At 64.1% G+C, this 16353-nt stretch carries 13 protein-coding genes; 12 read left to right on the forward strand and 1 reads right to left on the reverse strand.

Annotated elements, in window-relative coordinates:
* The first annotated feature begins 95 nt into the window (after positions 1–95).
* The 5 genes from FJ443_RS06055 (at position 96) to FJ443_RS06075 (ending at position 5500) form a co-directional block, all read left to right on the forward strand.
* Entirely contained in the window at positions 96–1253 is a 1158-nt protein-coding gene (locus FJ443_RS06055) for a fumarylacetoacetate hydrolase family protein (RefSeq protein WP_140520842.1), read from the forward strand.
* Positions 1254–1524: 271 nt separating this feature from the next.
* The gene (locus tag FJ443_RS06060) at positions 1525–2460 is read left to right on the forward strand and encodes a substrate-binding domain-containing protein (protein ID WP_140497931.1); all 936 of its coding nucleotides are present in this window, start codon (positions 1525–1527) and stop codon (positions 2458–2460) included.
* Between the two features lie 119 nt (positions 2461–2579).
* Positions 2580–3566, forward strand: a complete 987-nt coding sequence (locus FJ443_RS06065; protein WP_140497929.1) for an ABC transporter permease — start codon at positions 2580–2582, stop codon at positions 3564–3566.
* A gap of 3 nt (positions 3567–3569) precedes the next feature.
* A complete protein-coding gene (locus tag FJ443_RS06070; RefSeq protein WP_140497927.1) occupies positions 3570–4361 on the forward strand; it encodes an ATP-binding cassette domain-containing protein in 792 nt (263 codons plus the stop codon).
* A 116-nt stretch (positions 4362–4477) separates the two neighbouring features.
* Positions 4478–5500, forward strand: a complete 1023-nt coding sequence (locus FJ443_RS06075; protein ID WP_140514733.1) for a LacI family DNA-binding transcriptional regulator — start codon at positions 4478–4480, stop codon at positions 5498–5500.
* Positions 5501–5832: 332 nt separating this feature from the next.
* On the opposite strand, the gene FJ443_RS06085 is transcribed toward FJ443_RS06075, so the two are convergent.
* Positions 5833–6426: a TetR/AcrR family transcriptional regulator gene (locus tag FJ443_RS06085; RefSeq protein WP_140497923.1), complete on the reverse strand. Its 594-nt coding sequence runs from the start codon at positions 6424–6426 to the stop codon at positions 5833–5835.
* 245 nt (positions 6427–6671) lie between these two features.
* On the opposite strand from FJ443_RS06085, the gene FJ443_RS06090 reads away from it, so the two are divergent.
* From FJ443_RS06090 to FJ443_RS06120, 7 genes are all read left to right on the forward strand, one after another.
* The gene (locus tag FJ443_RS06090) at positions 6672–6920 is read left to right on the forward strand and encodes a hypothetical protein (protein WP_140497921.1); all 249 of its coding nucleotides are present in this window, start codon (positions 6672–6674) and stop codon (positions 6918–6920) included.
* Positions 6914–10090 (forward strand): multidrug efflux RND transporter permease subunit, encoded by a 3177-nt coding sequence (locus FJ443_RS06095; protein ID WP_140629458.1) that lies wholly within the window; start codon positions 6914–6916, stop codon positions 10088–10090. Before FJ443_RS06090 ends, FJ443_RS06095 begins: the two co-directional genes overlap by 7 nt.
* 15 nt (positions 10091–10105) lie before the next feature.
* Positions 10106–11260, forward strand: a complete 1155-nt coding sequence (locus FJ443_RS06100) for an efflux RND transporter periplasmic adaptor subunit (protein ID WP_140663090.1) — start codon at positions 10106–10108, stop codon at positions 11258–11260.
* A 176-nt stretch (positions 11261–11436) separates the two neighbouring features.
* Complete coding sequence (locus FJ443_RS06105; protein WP_140497917.1) at positions 11437–12129, forward strand: GntR family transcriptional regulator; 693 nt, start codon at positions 11437–11439, stop codon at positions 12127–12129.
* 29 nt (positions 12130–12158) lie between these two features.
* Positions 12159–13265 carry a mandelate racemase/muconate lactonizing enzyme family protein gene (locus FJ443_RS06110; RefSeq protein ID WP_140663092.1) on the forward strand — a complete coding sequence of 369 codons (1107 nt, stop codon included), beginning with the start codon at positions 12159–12161 and terminating at the stop codon, positions 13263–13265.
* On the forward strand, positions 13262–14446 hold the full coding sequence (locus FJ443_RS06115) for a mandelate racemase/muconate lactonizing enzyme family protein (RefSeq protein WP_140663094.1): 1185 nt from the start codon (positions 13262–13264) through the stop codon (positions 14444–14446). The genes FJ443_RS06110 and FJ443_RS06115 overlap by 4 nt, the downstream gene beginning before the upstream one ends.
* 233 nt (positions 14447–14679) lie before the next feature.
* Entirely contained in the window at positions 14680–16344 is a 1665-nt protein-coding gene (locus tag FJ443_RS06120) for an ABC transporter substrate-binding protein (protein WP_140663096.1), read from the forward strand.
* Positions 16345–16353: the final 9 nt, after the last annotated feature.

Below are 16353 nucleotides of genomic sequence, written 5' to 3' on the forward strand. Positions count from 1 at the left end.
CTCACCACAAACGGGATAGACCTTTGACAGGAATCCGGTGAAAGTGCCGCGCCGAACCAGCGAGCCGCATTTTTGATGATCAGAGGACCGTACGCATGACAAACCCGATGCATCTGCCCGCCGAAGGCCTTTTTGTCGGGCGCGCCAGAAGCAGCGACGCCTCGCATCCCCTGGTGGTCACGGTGCGTGATGGCACCGTCTTCGACATCACGTCGAGCACGGCGCCGACCGTGCGCGATATCTGCGAGATGGCCGATCCGGCCGGTTATGTGCGCTCGGCCAAGGGCAAGCCGATCGGCTCGCTCGACGGCATCGCGGCCAACAGTTTCGAAGCCACGCGTGATCCGGCAAGGCCCTATCTCATCTCCCCCGTCGACCTGCAGGCGATCAAGGCCTCGGGCGTCACCTTCGTCGTCAGCCTTTTGGAACGCGTCATCGAGGAACAGGCGCGCGGTTCGGCGGAAAAGGCCGACGCCATCCGCGCCGACATTGCCGGGCTGATCGGCCACGATCTGTCCAAGCTCAAGCCCGGTTCGCCGGAAGCGATGGAGATCAAGGCCAAGCTCATCGCACGCGGCGCCTGGTCGCAATATCTGGAAGTGGGCATCGGCCCCGACGCCGAGATCTTCACCAAATGCCAGCCGATGGCCTCGGTCGGCTTCGGCGCCGATGTCGGCCTGCATCCCGTCTCGACCTGGAACAATCCGGAGCCGGAGATCGCCATGATCGCCGCCTCAAGCGGCAGGATCGTCGGCGCCACCATCGGCAACGACGTAAATCTGCGCGATGTCGAAGGGCGCTCCGCGCTGCTGCTCGGCAAGGCCAAGGACAACAACGCCTCCGCCTCGCTCGGCCCCTTCATCCGCCTGTTCGACGGCACGTTCTCCATCGACGACGTAAAGCGGGCCGTGGTCCGGCTGAAAGTGGAAGGTGAGGACGGGTTCTCGCTGGAGGGCGCGAGCTCGATGGCCGAGATCAGCCGCTCTCCCGAAGAGCTCGTAGCGGCTGCCATGGGCCCGCATCACCAGTACCCGGACGGCCTGGCGCTCTATCTCGGCACCATGTTCGTGCCTTCGAAGGACCGCGGCGAGAAGGGCAAGGGTTTCACCCATAAGGTCGGCGACATCGTCACCATCTCGTCGGAGAAATTCGGCGCGCTGGTCAACCGGGTGCGACTGTCGCCGGACTGCCCGCACTGGACCTACGGCGCCAGCCATCTGATGCGCGATCTTGCCAGGGCCGGCCTCCTCTAGCTCTGGGTTCGCCCGAGGGCGGTCAATCATCGCTCCGGCGACCCTCGAGGCCGGTATCGCCTGCCGCGAAAATCATCCGAACTGATGCAATCTGATGGGACCGCTGATGGCGCCCCGTCAGGCGCCGACTACGACTGACAGGCGGAGGCTTGCCATTTGTCGAAAAAGAGGATGCTCTGATCATCCAACACGGCGTTGGCGGGGAGGACGCGGTCTTGCCCGATCAAGAGGGCGGTTTCGAACTGATCAGTTTCAAACGGGAGGAAATCAAATGCTGACACGGCTAAGAGTGGTTCTATACGGCCTGCTGGTCGCGCTGACGGTCATTCCGGCGGCGGCGCAGGCCAAGACGTTCTACTGGATTTCACATGGCGGCCCGGCCGATCCGGTCTGGACCTACTTCCTTGCCGGCGCCAAGCAATGGGCCAAGGACACCGGCAATACCGTCAACACCTCGTTCCACAATGGCGACGTCGCCTCGCAGCAGGAGGCGGTGCGGGCCGCGATCTCGGCCAAGGCCGACGGCATCACCACCACCAGCCCCGATCCGGGCAGCCTTGTCGAGATCGTCAAGGAAGCCCGCGCGGCCAACATTCCGATCATCAATTTCAACACGCCCGATCCCAAGGCCAATTTCAACGCCTATGTCGGCGGCGACAATGTCACCTTCGGCAAGCACTGGGCGCAGTATCTGGTCGACAAGGGCCTGGTGAAGAAGGGCGACTTCGTCTGGATGCCTGTCGAGATTCCCGGCGCCACCTATGGCGTGCAGGAAGAGGAAGGCATCAAGAGCGTGTTCGAGCCGCTCGGCATCACCTATGAGGTGACCGAGGCGACGCTCGACCAGGCCGAGGTGATCAACCGCATGGTCGACTATCTCACCGCTAACAAGGCCAAGGTGAAGGCGATCATCGGCCTTGGCGACCTCGTCACCGGCTCGATCAAACGCGTGTTCGACCAGGTCGGCGTCAAGCCCGGCGAAATCCCCGTCGTCGGCTGGGGCAACTCGCTCGACACCACCCAGGAAGTGCTGAACGGCTACGTCAATGCCGGCCAGTGGCAGGACCCGCAGGCGACCAGCTATGTCGCGCTGTCGCTCGCCAACATGGCCGCAAGCGGCATTCCCCCGGGCTTCAACGTCATCACCGGCGCGCTCTATGAGAAAGACACCGCCGAGATCTACGACAAGATCCTGTCCGGCAAATAGCCCCTGATCTCCAGCGCCGCGCGTCCACCGGGCGTGCGGCGTCCCGCCCTTTCGCCTGGTATCGAGCCGTTTGATGCGGCCCGATGGTCCGGCCCATTCCAACCAGTCGCGGGTTACACGTGGAAAATCGTTCGCTTGTCCAAGGCCTGATCGCGCGGCCGGAATTCGGCCCCTTCGTGCTGCTCGTCGTCGAGATCGCCGTCTTCTGGGGTTTCAACCACGACTTCCTGTCACCCCAGAACATCTCCAACACGTTGGCCTTCACGGTCGAGCTCGGGCTGATCGCGCTGGCGATGACGTTGCTGATGACGTCGGGCGAATTCGACCTTTCCGTCGGCTCGCTGTTCGGCTTCTCGCCGGTGCTGATGTGGACGCTGTTCAACAGCGGCCTCACCTCGCTGGAGATGGGCTTCGTCCTCGCGCTGCTGGTCGCCGCCTTCATCGGCCTAGTCAATGGCTGGTTCGTCACGCAGCTCAAGATCCCGTCCTTTCTGGTCACGCTCGGCATGCTCCTGGTGGTGCGCGGCACCGCGCTGTTCGTCACCGACGGCTTTCCGCAGCGCACCTGGAGCGCCGAGGGCAGTTGGCTGGCGGAGGCGCTGGTCGGCGATTTCTTCATCGGCCCGTTCCGCATCTACATGTCGCTGTTCTGGTTCATCGCCGCGGCCATCGCGCTGGGCTATGTGCTGACGCAAAGCCGCACCGGCAACTGGATCCAGGCCGCCGGCGGCAACCCGAACGCTGCGAGGGCGCGCGGCGTCAATGTCAGCCGCGTCAAGATCGGCCTGTTCGTGCTGTCCTCGGTCATGGCCTCGCTTGCCGGCGTCATCTCCTCGCTGCGCACCTCGGCGGCCAACCCCAACAGCGGCACCGGCTACGAACTCGAGGTCATCGCCATGGTGGTGATCGGCGGCACGGCGCTGACGGGCGGGCGCGGCACCATCATCGGCACCGTGCTCGGCATCCTTATCCTGCGCGTCATGCGCAACGGCATCGTGCTGATCGGCGTGCCCGGCCTTGCCTACAACATCTTCATCGGCGCGATCATCCTTGGCATGATGGCGCTTCATTCATGGCTGGAACGCCGGCATCAGGCAGGGACGTGAACCATGGCCGAGCCACTGATCCGCATGCAGAACATCCGCAAGTCCTACGGGCGCGTGCAGGCGCTGGTGGACGCCAATTTCCATGTCAACGAGCGCGAGATCGTCGGCCTGCTCGGCGACAATGGCGCCGGCAAGTCGACGCTGATCAAAGTGCTGTCGGGCGCGGTGCCGCTGACCAGCGGCGACATCTTCATCCGCGGCAAGAAGGTGAACCTGCGCAACACCAGCGACGCCATCGCCAACGGCATAGAGACCATCTACCAGGACTCGGCGCTGGTCACGCAGCTGTCGATCGCCCGCAATCTGTTCCTCGGGCGCGAGCCGATCAAGCCGCCGCGCTTCCTCAACCGCATGGACCAGGAGGCGATGAACACGGTCGCCCGCGACCTACTCAAGCAGGTCGGCATTTCCAAGAACATTCCGCCGACGACGCCGATCGGCTCGCTCTCCGGCGGCGAGCGCCAGGCGGTGGCGATAGCGCGCGCCATGCATTTCGACAGCGATCTCATCATCCTCGACGAACCGACCAACAATCTCGGCGTCGCCGAAACCCAGGGCGTGCTGAGCTTCGTGCGCAGCGCGCGCGATTCCGGCCATTCCTGCATCTTCATCGCGCACAACATCCACCATGTCTTCCAGGTGGTGGACCGCATCGTCGTCATGCGGCGCGGCAAGGTGGTGGCCGGGGACATCGACCCCAAGACGACCAGCGTGGCGGAGGTTGAACGCGTCATCACCGGCATGTCGGACAAGGAGATCCGCGACGCCATCGCCGATGGCAAGGGGTCGCATTGAGGACGAGCGCAACATCCCTGGCGAAACAGCAGAATGGGCATCCGGGCGATGGGCGCGATCGGCGCCGCTCAAATCGCCCGTCTGGCGTGCCATCGCATCGGCAATAGGGTTGCGGCATGAAAGCCACCGTCTCTGACATCGCCAGGAACTGCGAACTGTCGACGGCGACGGTCGACAGGGTGCTCAACAACCGGAAGGGGGTCAGCGCGGCCAACCGGCAGCGCGTCATGGAGGCCGCTAAGCAGCTCGGCTATCTGCCGGTCGCCGATCAGGTAACGCTCCCCTCGCGGCCGGCCAATCTGGAATTCTTCCTGCCGATCGGCAGCAACGCCTTCATGCAGGATTTGGCCAGGCATATCGAGGATTATGCCTCGCGCCTGCCGCTCGTTGCCTCGTGCCGGATCCACAACCTCGCCGGAATCTCGCCGAACGCTTTGCAGACCGCCGTCGAAAACCTGTCGCTGAAAGCCAACGGCGTCGGCGTCATCGCCGTCGATCATCCCAGGACGCGCAACATCCTGCGCGACATCGTCGAGGCCGGCATTCGCCTGGTGACGCTGGTGTCCGATATTCCGGCCGCACCACGCTCGGCCTATGTCGGCATAGACAACCGGGTGGCGGGACGGACCGCCGCACTCCTGATGGGGCGCTTCCTCGCCGACCGCGAGGGCCAGTTGGCGATGGTGGTCGGCTCGCGCTCCTATCGCGGCCATGAGGAACGTGAGATGGGTTTCCGCTCCGTGCTCGGCGAGGAGTTCCCCAACCTGAGCGTCAGCAGCGCCGTCGAGATCAACGACGAGACCGGTGCCAGCTATGCCGAAACCATGAAGGCGCTGCGCAACGAGCCGGAACTGCTCGGCATCTATTGCATTGGAGCCGGACGCTCCGGCGTTGCCAAGGCCATCCGGGAGGCCAGGCCCAACCGCAAGCCGGTATTCATCTGTCACGACCTGACGAGGGAAACGCGCGGCTATCTCGTCGACGATCTCGCCGACGTCGTCATCGACCAGAATGCCAGGCTGATCGCCGAGCAATCGGTCATCCGCCTGCTTGGCTCGATCGCATCATCGGCGCCCTACCTGACGCGGAAATTCATCGAGCCGCGGCTGATCTTCCGGGAAAACGTCCCGGTGCAGTGACGCGGGCCGCGAGGCCTTCCGATCACGTCGCGAGCGATACGGCGAATCTGCACAGCTGCTATGCACGATTCACGATTGCCGAATCATTGGGCAACTCATAGCTTTTGGTTGTCGGCCATCTACTCCTCCCAGATGCGATGCCGGCGCTGAGTGGGGTGCACCTCCTCCCGCACCACATTCGAAATCGAGCCCGCTGCCACCTCCTCCCGGCAGCGGGCTTTTTTATTGCATGCCGGACATTTCCGGGAACGGCAGGGAATCCACGCAACATCAAAGCCACGGCAAACCGGAAGCGCACGCGCTGTCCGGCGCCAATGAGCCTTGCCGATGGATCAGCCCGCGGCGGCTCCGCCCCTGAAGGACTGGATCAACCCTTCCGCCATGCGCACCAATTGCGCGCTGGGACCTTCGGTGCCAACGGTCTGCACGCTCACGCGCGCGCCTTCGCACAGCAGCGAAAGCGTATCGGCCAGAAGTTCGGCCTGGCCGATGCCGGCGCCCCGGCAGAGCGCCACCAGGCGCTCGCGCTGGGCTTCCTTGAGTTCCTTGATCACGCGCCTGGCCGGATGGTCGGGTTCAGTCAGCTCAACCGCGGCGTTGGCCATGTCGCAGCCGCGGCAATCGGCCGTAAGCATCTCGGCCGCCTTGCGAACCCAGGCATGCAGTTGCGCGAGCTTGTCGCCCGGGTGCTCGGCTTCGAATGCGTCCCACATCGCGCCGGCCTTTGATGCGGTGGCGCGCAGGCATTCGATGATCAGATCGTCCTTGGATTCGAAATGACGGTAGAGCGTCATCTTGTTCGTGCCGGCAGCCTCGGTGATGGCGTCGACGCCGACGCCCTTGATGCCGTGCTTGTGGAACATGTCGCGCGCCGTCTCCAGGATCCGATCCCGGGGACGAGGACGCTCCACGACGCCGTCTGTCATCATTGATCTCCTTCGTTTCCAAAAATCCCTCGGCCACCTCTTGACTAGGGTGTTACCGGTCTGTAACTTCCAGAATGTTACTTACTGGTAACACCTATGGCGTCCGCCGTCAATAACAAGACCGTGATCTGGTCCGGCCAGATCGGGGCGGGCGAAAAATTGCATTTCATGCGGCTCCGGCCGGTGAAGAGATGAAAAACGGTTCGCGAGCATGGGCTGCGAATCGACAGACAAGGAGCCGGCCAATGCCACAGCGCCGCGATCTTACCATAGATGAAGCCGTCCGGGATCCGATGATCCGGCTGGTCATGAAAGCCGACGGGGTCGATCCGCGCGCTTTCGAAACAATGCTGCGCACGCTTGCCGGTTCGCAGCGCGGCGAGGTGCCGTTGCTCCGTTCGTCGGAAGAGTTCGGACGCGGCCAGAGGCTGTCCAGGGTTGCCACTGCGTTCGGCAGGGCAAGAGCAGCCGGAGAGGCGTGCGTGTCGTGGTAAACTTCTTCATTCACCGCCCGATCTTCGCCTCGGCGATCGCCATCATCATGGTGCTCGCCGGGACGATTTGTTATTTCCTGCTGCCCGTCTCGCAGTTTCCCGACATCACACCGCCGCAGGTCGTGGTCAGCGCCCACTATCCGGGAGCCAGCGCGCAGGTGGTCGCCGACACGGTGACGACGCCGCTGGAGCAGCAGATCAACGGCGTGCAAGGCATGACCTACATGTCGTCGACCAGCTCCAACGACGGCTCCTCGACGATCACCATCACCTTCGATGTCGGCTATTCCCTGAGCACCGCCGCCGTCGACGTCCAGAACCGCGTCTCGCAGGCTGCCTCGTCGCTGCCGGCGATCGTCAATCAGGGCGGCGTGACGATCAAGAAGCAGAATCCGAACTTTGTCCTCATCGTCAACCTCACCTCGCCCGACGGTTCCGTCGATCCGGTGGCACTGTCGAACCTTGCCTATCTGCAAGTGGTCGACCCGCTGAAGCGGCTGCCCGGTGTCGGTGACGTGCAGATCTTCGGCGAGCGGCGCTATTCGATGCGCGTCTGGCTCGATCCGGACAAGCTCGCCAATCTCGGCATCACCGCCGTCGACGTCCAGAACGCCATTGCCGAGCAGAACGTCCAGGTGGCCGCCGGCAAGATCGGCCAGTCTCCGGCGCCTGCCGGCACCGCTTTCGAGATGCAGGTCAATGCCGTTGGCCGGTTGAGCGATCCCAAGGAGTTCGGCGACATCGTCGTGCGCGCCAACACCACCACCGGTTCGCTGGTGCGGCTGCGCGACGTCGCCCGCATCGAGCTCGGCGCCCTGCAATATTCGTCGTCGGCCTTCTTCGGCAAGGACCCGACCGTGGTGCTCGCCGTCTATCAGATGCCCGGCTCCAACGCGCTCGATCTGCAGCAGCGCGTCAAGGACAAGATGCAGGAGCTGTCCGCCCGCTTCCCCAAGGGCGTCAGCTATGCCATGCACTACGACACGACGCGCTTCGTCTCGGCCTCCATGCATGACGTGCTGATCACGCTCGGCGAGGCTCTGGTTCTCGTCGTCGCCGTGGTGTTCATCTTCCTGCAAAGCTGGCGCACCACAATTATCCCGACGATCGCCATCCCGGTGTCGCTGGTGGCGACGCTCGTCGTCATGGAGATGATGGGCTTCTCGCTCAACATGCTCTCCCTGCTCGGCATGGTGCTGGCGATCGGCCTTGTCGTCGATGATGCCATCGTGGTGGTCGAGAATGTCGAACGACAGCTCGAGGCCGGGCTGAAACCGCTGGCAGCGACGAAAGCCGCCATGGCCGAGGTCACCGGTCCGATCATCGCCACCACAGCCGTGCTGATGGCCGTCTTCGTGCCGGTCGCCTTCATCCCCGGCGTTTCGGGACGCCTCTACAACCAGTTCGCGCTGACGGTGGCGATCTCGGTCGGCATTTCCGCCTTCAATTCGCTGACGCTGAGCCCGGCGCTGAGCGCCGCCTTCCTGCGCCATCGCCAAGGCACGCAATTCGTGCTGTTCCGCTGGTTCAATACGGGCTTCGACAGGCTGTCGCATGCCTATGCCAATGGCGTGCGCATCCTCATCCGTTTGCGCTGGATCATGCTCGGCCTGTTCGCGGCCGGGCTGGTCGCCACCTATTTCGTCTGGGCGAAGCTTCCCTCGACCTTCCTTCCGGTCGAGGACCAGGGCTATTTCTTCGTCGTCATCCAGTTGCCCGACGGCGCTTCACTGGAACGCACCGACGCGGTGGCGCAGAAGGCGCGCGACATCCTGCAATCGACGCCCGGCGTCGACATCGTCGGCTCGATCAGCGGCCTGAACTTCCTGACCAGCGCTGCGCAGTCGAATTCCGCGGTCGAATTCGCCATCCTCAAGCCGTGGGAGGAGCGCGGTCCCGACCAGAGCGCCTCCAAGCTCGTCGCCGACGTGCGCGGCAAGCTGATGCAGATCCCGGAGGCGTTCGCGCTCTCCTTCGATCCGCCCTCGATCCCGGGTATCGGCACCACGGGCGGCTTCGAATTCGTCGTCGAGGACCTTACCGGCCGCGGCAGCACCGCGCTCAACGACGCAACGCAAGCCGTGATCGCCGAGGCGCGCAAGCAGCCGGAAATCAACCCTCAGCAGCTTTTCTCGCCATTCTCGACCTCGACGCCGCAGTTCAACTACGACCTCGACCGCGCCAAGGCGAAGCTGCTCGGGCTCAACCTGCCGGACGTCTTCAACACGCTGCAGATCTATCTCGGCTCGCTCTACGTCAACGACTTCAACCTGTTCGGCCGCACCTTCCGGGTGACCATCCAGGCCGACAAGGATGCACGCGCGGGTGCGGCCGACATTTCGCGGCTCTATGTGCGCAATGCCTCCGGCGGCATGGTGCCACTCAGCACGCTGGGCAAGCTGGTGCCGTTCGTCGGCCCGGAAACGGTGCCGCACTACAACAACAACGCCTCGGCCTCGATCAATGGCGGCGCCGCGCCCGGCTATTCGTCCGGCCAGGCGGTCGCCGCCATGGAACGGGCCGCCGCCACGGCTCTGCCAAGGGATTTCGGCTTCGAATGGACCGGCATCACCTTCCAGGAGCTCAAGGCGGGATCGATCGCGTCGGTCGTCTTCGGCCTCGCCATCGTCTTCGTCTTCCTGATCCTGGCGGCGCAATATGAGAGCTGGGCGATGCCGTTCATGGTGCTGCTGGCAGTGCCGCTCGCCTTGTTCGGCGCGTTCGTGGTGCTGTGGGTGCGCGGCATGCAGATCGACGTCTACTCGCAGATCGGCTTCGTCATGCTGATCGGCCTGGCGGCCAAGAACGCCATCCTGATCGTCGAGTTCGCCCGGCGACGGCGCGAAGAAGGCCTCAGCATCGTCGAAGCGGCGATGGAAGCGGCACGGCTGAGGCTGCGGCCGATCCTGATGACGGCCTTCGCCTTCATCCTGGGCGTGCTGCCGCTGATGTTCGCGACCGGCGCCGGTGCTGCCAGCCGTCAATCGATCGGCACCACCGTCTTCGGCGGCATGGTGGCGGCGACCATCCTGTCGCTGGTGTTCGTGCCGGTCTTCTATGCGGTCATCGAACAGCTGCGCGAACGGCGCGGCGGTGAAGAGCCCGCTTCCCTGCATTCCGAACCAACTGCCGAACCCGCCTTGCCGCCCATGGCGCAAGCGGCCGAATAAGATTGGAGACTGAACATGCGTAAATGGAAAATCGCTTTGGGCGCCGCTGTCGCGCTGGGTGCAATCTCGGTGGCGAGCGTTCACCTGCTCGATATGGGCAGCCTCAGCCTCAATGCCGGCACGGCCGGAGCGGCAACGCCCGCTCCCGCGGCATTCGTCATGCCGGTGCCGGTGACCAGCGTGGTGAAGAAAACGATCCCGATCTATCTCGACTATGCCGCCCGCACCGAACCGATCCGCAGCGTCACGCTGCAGGCCAGAGTGCCGGGCTACCTGGAAGAGCAGGCCGCCGAAGACGGCGCCGACGTCAGGAAGGGCGACCTCCTCTACAGGATCGCGCCGCAGGACTTCCAGGCGGCGCTCGACCAGGCGAAGGCGCAGGTGCAGCGTGATACAGCGACGCTCGACTATGCCCGCTCCAATCTCAGCCGCGGCACCGAGCTCGCCAAGAGCGGCTATCTGGCCAAGGACAGCTTCGACCAGCGCACCAGCACCTTGCGCGAGGCGCAGGCGTCGCTGGCGCTCAACCAGGCGGCGGTCCGCTCGGCCGAGCTCAATTTGAGCTATTCGGAGATTCGCGCTCCCTTCGCAGGCCGCATCGGCCGTAACCAGGCCTCGATCGGCACGCTGGTCAGCGTCGCCGGCACGGTGCTCAACACGCTGGTGCAGCTCGACCCGATCTATGTAACCTTCAATCCGAGCGAGAGCGATCTGGCGCAGATCGAGGAAGCTCGCGCCGCCCGCCCGATCGAGGTCGAGGTGCTGCTCCCGGGCGAGACCGAAGCCCATCAGAAGGGCGAACTCACCTTCATCGACAACACGATCGACCATTCGACCGGCACCATCACCGCGCGCGCCACCATCGGCAACGCCAAGTTCGCGCTGCTGCCTGGCCAATATGTCCGCGTCCGGCTGCACGTCAAACAGCAGCCCGATGCGCTTATGGTGCCGCAGGTGGCACTGGGTTCGAGCCAGCTCGGCAAATATCTCTACGTCGTCGGCAAGGGCAACACGGTCGACCAGCGGCTGGTCTCGACCGGGCCGACCAGCGGCGACCTGGTGGCCATCCTGAGCGGAGTCACGGAAGGCGACCAGGTGATAACAGGCAATCTGCAGAAGATCGGCCCTGGAATGCCGATTTCGCCACTGCCACAGAAACCGGCCACCTGACTCCCCCGCAGGCCCGGTTTCAGCGCGGCGCCCCGGCCTTCCCACAGGTCGCGGGCGCCGCTTTTGCGAGCAGCTCCGCCCGACCAGTACCGGCCATGTGAAAAAAGCCGCAAAAGTCCTTGTTAGATTGTCGACAATCTGCTTGTCTTGCCCTTGTTTCGTCGGGAGTGGCCGGGATGGCAAAGGCGGATTTCAGTCCAATCGCGGATACGACCCGACGCGCGGAGATCGTGGCGCTGCTGCGACGGGCAATCCTGACCGGCCAGTTGGAGCCGGGCCAGAAGCTCAACGAGCTGCGGATTTCCGAGCAGATGCGCGTCAGCCGCGCGCCTTTGCGCGAAGCGATGCGCGAGCTGGTGCAGGAAGGCATCCTGACCAGCATCCCCTATGCCGGCACCTTCGTCATCAATGTCACCGCCAAGGACATCGACGATGTCTACTCGCTCAACAAGGTGCTCGACGAATTCGCCATCGAGCGGACATGGGAGCTGCGCGACCGGCGCTTTTTCGATGAGCTCGACCGGCGCCATGAGGCGGTGAAGCAGGCGACGCGCGACCGCGACACCACAAGGCAGATCGAAACCGCGCTGCAACTGCATGGCCTGATTCACGAATGGGCCGACAATTCCGTTCTTTTGGAAACATGGCAACGGCTGACCAGCCGGTTGCAGATGTATTTTGCCCTGCACCAGCAGGCACGCAACGAAGCGGTGCCTGCCGAGAACGTTCACGAGACTTACGTGCGGCTGCTCAAGGGCGACGACATGCGCGCTGCCCAGCGCCACGCCCGCGAGCATATAGACCACGACTTCGAAGAGCTTCTTGCCTACGCGCGCGCTCTCGAACGGCGCCCGTCGAAAGGCGCCTGATCCTTCCCCAGCGGACAACGGACATTAACGTGCAGATCGCAACCATCAAAGCCTACCATGTCGTGCAGCCCTTCGTGGACGGGCCCTACCGCATGTCGAAGGGGCGCGTCGCCGACGCCTTCGACGCAGTGATCGTATCGATCACCTCCGATGACGGCATCACCGGCTGGGGCGAGATGGCGCCGCTCGGCAATTTCTATTCGGCCGCCTTCCCGGCGGGCGCCCGTGCCGGCGTTATGGAGATCGCCCCGCACCTCATCGGCCACGACCCACGCGGCCTCGCCGGCATCGGCCGCCTGATGGACACCGTCTTCAAGGGCCATCCCTATATCAAGTCGGCGCTCGACATGGCCTGCTGGGATCTCGCCGCGCGTGCCGCCGACGTGCCGCTGGTGACGATGCTGGGCGGCAAGGAGAGCGATACGGCCGAGCTTTACAAGGTCGTCACCCATGGCAGCGTCGATGCCATGGCCGCACTGGCCGAGCGCATCGTCCAGGACGGCTTCCACCGGCTGCAGGTCAAGGTCGGCGGCAACGTTCGCGACGACATCGAACGCGTCACGGCGGTCGCCGCCTCAGTGCCGAAAGACACTGTCATCTTCTGCGACGCCAATGCCGGCTGGACGCCCTACCAGGCGCGCCAGTTCGCTGATGCGACGCGCTCGATCGATTACACATTCGAGCAACCCTGCACGACGATCGAGGAAAACATGTCGGTGCGCCGCATGCTCGACAAGCCGATGGTGCTCGACGAATCCGTCACCTCGCTCGAGGACATGCTGGAAATCCATCGCCGAGGCGCGGCCGACGGGCTGACGCTGAAGATCTCGCGGCTCGGCGGCGTCGGCAGGACCCGGCTGATCCGCGATGTCGCCGTCGACCTCGGCTTCATGATCACCGTCGAGGATACCGGCGGCGCCGAGATCGACACGGCAGCCATGGCGCATCTGTCGCTGTCGACGCCGCAGGAGCGCCGCCTGCACGCCATCGCGTTCCACGAATGGGTGACGGTGCGCACGGCGTCGAACAAGCCGCCGGTCACCGGCAGCCGCATGGGCGTTCCGGATGGTCCGGGCCTCGGCATCGACGTCGTCCCGGATCTTCTCGGCAAGCCCTTCTTCGAGGTCGGCCGGTGAAAATCCGCGGCATCAAGGCGACGCCGATCAACCTCAGGCTCGAGGCGCCTTATGCCTGGGTGTTCGGTGAACTCGACGGCTTCTCGCCGACCATTGTCGAAGCGGAGACCGAAGATGGCCTGATCGGCCTCGGCGAAGCACCGACGCCGGCAGCAGCCGCGATCATCAACGACATCCTGGCACCGCGGCTCGTGGGCCGCGACGCCTTCGACATCGCGGGCGCCGAGCATGTCTGCCTCCCCTACTGGACCGGCGTGCAGTCGATCAACGACCGCACCCGCATCATGGCCTTCGGCGCGATCGAGATGGCGCTCTGGGACCTGCGCGGCAAGGTGTGGAACCAGCCGCTCTACCAACTGCTCGGCGGCGCCGTGCGCAAGGAGATCCCGTTCACCGATTACTTTTCGCTGCGCGGCGACGGGCCAAGGGTGAAAGGCGAGACGACAGCGGAGGAAGTCGCCGACTACTGCGTCGAGCTTCATGAGACCCACGGAACGACCTTCTTCGAAGGGAAGTTCTCGACGCAGGATCCAAAAATCTCGCTGAAGATGATCGAATTGATCCGCAGGAAGCTCGGCGACGATGCAATGATCCGCATCGATTCCAACCAGGCCTATTCGCTCAGCACCGCCCGGCGACTGGCACGGCCGCTGGAAGAGCTTAGCGTGCGCAATTGGGAGGATCCAGTGGCGACGATCGAGGAGATGCGCGAACTCAGGCGCCATTGCTCGATCCCGTTCTCGACCCACAACATCGACATCGCCCGCGCCATGGACCTCAAGGTGCCCGACGCCTTCGTCGGCAATCCGACGGCGCATGGCGGCATCGGCCGCATGCTGCGCTTCGTCGGCGCCTGCGAGCACGCCGGCATCGATTTCTGGTGCTACAGCGGCGACAGCGGCATCGGCAGCGCCGCTTACCTGCATCTGTGCGCGGCACTCGGCTGGATACGGGAACCGAACCAGTCGCTGTTTCGCATGCAACCGACCGACATCACCGAGGAAGGACCGTTTTGCCCGAGGAACAATGTCGTGCCTGTGCCGGAGGAGCCCGGTCTCGGCATCACATTGTCGCGAGAACGGCTCGCTGCCTGCCATCGCGATTTCGTCGAGAACGGGCCCTGCAACAAATATCATGATCGGGCAAAGCCCGGAACTTACCGTCGTTTGCCGCTGAACTAGATGAGGGCGGCCGGCCAAAACAGAAGAAGCCAGCCATCGCGATCCCGATCGGAAAGGGTGGCCACGGACCAGAGGAAGCAGTGCAGCCCAGAAACCGGCACGTCCATCCCAAGGACTGGATGGACCGGACAAAACCGCGTGCTACAGTCCCGGTCTACAGGCCTCTGGCGACCGGAAACGGTGTAGTCGCGAATTTTCGTCAACCATAAGAAACAGGGGAAAGGGTCAAACCCATGAGCAAGAATCATCGCATTCTCGACCTCATCCGGCGCAATCGCTCGCCGCTCGAAAATCACCTCATCGACGGTCTCGTCGACGGCCGTGTCAGCCGCCGCGACTTCATCCGCCATGGCAGCCTGCTCGGCCTGTCGCTGCCGCTGCTGGGCGGCATCACCACGGCCGCGGGCCTCGGTGCCATGCCGTCGCTCGCCCGGGCGCAAGGCGCGCCAGGCGCCACGATCCGCGTCGCAAGCAGCGTGCCGGCGGCGACGATCGACCCTGTCACCATCGCCGATGCCGGCGGCCTGCTGATCATGCAGCAAGTCGCGGAGTTCCTCTGCGTCGACGGCCCCGATCTCGTGCTCAAGCCGGCGCTGGCTGAAAGCTGGAAGCCGAACGACAACGGCTCGGTGTGGACTTTCAAGCTGCGCAAGGGCGTGAAGTTCCACTCAGGCGGCGAAATGAAGGCCGACGACGTGGTGGCCAGCATCGACCGGATCGCCGACCCGGCCAACTCGTCCAACGCATTGTCGGTGTTCACCGGTATCCTGTCGAAGGGCGCCAGCAAGAAGGTCGACGACTACACGGTGGAATTCCACCTCGACGCCCCGAACGGCAACTTTCCCTACATGGTGTCGTCCGATAATTACAACGCCGTCATCGTGCCGGCGAGCTACAAGGGCGACTACGAAAAGAGCTTCGACGGCACCGGGCCGTTCAAGATCGACAAATACACGCCGAAGGTCGGCGCTTCCTTCGTCCGCAACGAAGGCTACTGGGGCGAGAAGGCGCTGCCGGAACGCACCGAATTCACGTTCTTTGCCGACATGCAGCCAATGATCCTGGCGCTGCAGGGCGGGCAGGTCGACATCATCAACCAGATGCCTGTCCTGTCTGGCGTGGCGCTGCTCAACGATCCCAACATCGACATCATCAGCCTGAAATCGTCGGCGCACCAGCAACTGCACCTGCGCTGCGACGACGGGCCGATGAAGGATGCGCGCGTGCGCCGCGCCATCGCGCTCAGCCTGGACCGCGACAAGCTAGTCGCGGGCCTGATGAAGGGGCGCGCCGTGGCCGGCAACGACAGCCCGTTCGCCCCGGTTTATCCCTCGACCGATGCGAGCGTGCCGCAGCGCAAGCAGGACATCGCGCAGGCCAAGCAGCTCATGGAGGCGGCGGGCGCGGGCAAGGGCTTCAAGATGACGCTGACCACCGAGCGCTATCTCGAAATCCCCGAATACGCCCAGCTCATCCAGAACTGGGTCAAGGAAATCGGCATCGAGCTCGAGCTCAACATCCTCGACCAGAGCGCCTATTACGGCGACGCCGTGTTCGGCAAATCGAACTGGCTGGACTCGGAAATGGGCATCACCGACTACGGCCACCGCGGCGTGCCGAACGTCTATCTTGCCGCCCCGCTGAAGAGCGAAGGCACATGGAACGCGGCGCACTTCAAGAACAAGGACTACGACGCGCTGGCGACCAGCTATATCGCGGCCCTCGATCTCGAAGCGCAGAAGGCGACGGCAGGCAAGATCCAGAAACTTCTGCTCGAGGAGACGCCGGTCATCTTCGGCTATTTCTACGACTATCTGACGGCGACGGCGAAGGGCGTGGCCGGCGTGCAGCCGACCGCGATGTCGCAGCTGTTCCTCGAAAAGGCGTCGAAGGCCTGAGCGGAAGGG

The sequence above is a fragment of the Mesorhizobium sp. B2-6-1 genome, from assembly GCF_006440475.1.
Taxonomy (GTDB): Bacteria; Pseudomonadota; Alphaproteobacteria; order Rhizobiales; family Rhizobiaceae; genus Mesorhizobium.